Annotated in this window: 2 pseudogenes; one reads left to right on the top strand and one right to left on the bottom strand. The window is 72.0% G+C overall.

The features are described 5' to 3' along the window. Positions 1–244 (bottom strand): annotated as a pseudogene (locus KBX53_RS31235) (hypothetical protein); the annotation flags it as partial. Positions 245–526: 282 nt separating this feature from the next. Here KBX53_RS31235 and KBX53_RS31230 point away from each other — a divergent pair. Continuing rightward, positions 527–2,000 (top strand): annotated as a pseudogene (locus tag KBX53_RS31230) (nitrate- and nitrite sensing domain-containing protein); the annotation flags it as partial.

Raw genomic sequence — 2,000 nt, 5'->3', positions numbered from 1 at the left:
CGTACCGGGCCCGGGACTCCGGGGTGAGTGGGGTGAGCGTGAGCTCGGCATGCCGGCGTTCCCGGTCGCGCAGTTCGCGCTCGGCGGCGGACCGGCTGTCCTGCTCCGCCACCACCCGGTCGTACTCCGGGCCGAACCGGTTGCGGAGCGCGCGACGGTTGGTGAGCGAGCGGGCGGCCACGGCCAGCACCGCGACGATCACCAGCACGACGAGCACGATGACGACTATCTGCGTGGACGACATGGGCTCCTCCTTCGTCATCTGGTATTCCCTCCGCGCAGTGATCGCCAATCCCGATCCGAGACACTTTCCTGACGAGGCTCCAACTGCCCCACCTGCCAGAATCTGACTCGTTCCAGAAAAGTGGGATTCGGACCACGCCCGCGCACATCCCGGAGCGTCGATGTCGGCGCGACAGGCGGTAGTGCAACAGCTCTCGATTACGTATCCTGCCCAAGGCGCCCGGCCGGAGCGTTGCCCGGCGGTGCCGGCGCCCCTCCTGCCACCCTGTACGGGCGAGGTCTGATGAAAACCCGCGACTGGCCGATCCGCTCGAAGCTGACCGCGTTGGTCGTCGCGCCGGTGACCGCGCTCCTGGCGTTGTGGATCTTCGCGACCTCCCTGACCTTCGGTCCCGCCCTGAACCTGCTCTCCGCCCGCACCCTCCTGTACGACCTGGGTCGCCCCGGCGAGGCGGTGGTCACCGAGCTGCAACGGGAACGCCGGCTCTCGGTGGTGCAGCTCGCCGGCGACGGAAACCCGGATCGACCAGCTCATCACCGCCCTGGCAGCGCTGCCCAGCGGGCGGACGTTCATCGACGACCGCAAGGTGGACCGGGCCGGCGCGCTCAACCTGTACAGCGGCATGGTCTCCGCGGCCTTCCAGGCGTTCGCCGGCATGGCGACCCTGACCGACCCGGGAATCAACCGGCAGGCCCTGGCGCTCACCGCGCTGGGCCGCTCCCGGGAGCTGCTCGGCCAGAGCGACGCGCTGCTGGCCGGCGCGCTGACCGCCGGACGGTTCGCCGAGGGGGAGCACACCCAGCTCGTCCAGGCCATCGGCAACCAACGGTGGCTCACCGAGAGCGCCGTGGCCGACCTGCCCGAGAGCAGCCGGGTCGCGTACCAACGACTGACCGAGGGCGAGGCGTTCACCCGGCTGCGCGCCATGCAGGACGCGCTGGTCGTACCCAGCCGGTCCGGCCGACCGGCGGTCGACGCGGCGGCCTGGCAGGCCAGCCAGGACGCGGTGCAGCAGCAGCTGCGGGACTTCGAGCTGTCCGAGGCGGACGCCCTCACCGACCGTTCGGTGCCGATGGCGGTCCGCATCCTGGTGCGGCTGGCCGCCGCCGGGGTGCTCGGGCTCGTCGCCGTGGTCGTCTCGGTGCTGGTGGCGCTGCGGGTCGGCCGCACCCTGGTCCGGCGGCTCAGCGGCGTCCGCACCGCCGCGCTGGAGCTGGCCGAGCACCGGCTGCCCGACGTGGTGACCCGGCTGCGCCGTGGCGAGCAGGTCGACGTCGCCCGGGAGGCGCCGCCGCTGGAGTACGGCCACGACGAGATCGGCGAGGTCGGGCGCGCCTTCACCGAGGTGCAGCGCACCGCCGTGCAGGCCGCTGTGGACGAGGTCACCCTGCGGCGCGGGCTCAACGAGGTCTTCCTCAACATCGCCCGACGCAGCCAGAGCCTGGTGCACCGTCAGCTGCACCTGCTGGACCGGATGGAGCGGCGCAGCGAGGACCCGGACGAGCTGGCCGAGTTGTTCCAGGTCGACCACCTGGCCACCCGGCTCCGCCGGCACGCCGAGGACCTGGTCATCCTCGCCGGCTCCGCCCCCGGCCGCGGTTGGCGCAACCCGGTCGCGATGGTCGACCTGATCCGTGGCGCGATCTCCGAGGTCGAGGCGTACGAACGGGTGGACATCACCAACGTGCAACCGGCCGGCGTGCTGGGGCGGGCCGTCGGCGATGTCATCCACCTCCTCGCCGAGCTGGTCGAGAAC

This window comes from Micromonospora sp. M51, from assembly GCF_018070305.1.
Lineage (GTDB): Bacteria > Actinomycetota > Actinomycetes > Mycobacteriales > Micromonosporaceae > Micromonospora > Micromonospora parva.
Note: the sequence above shows the minus strand (reverse complement) of the source record. Positions and strands in the feature narration are given on the sequence as shown.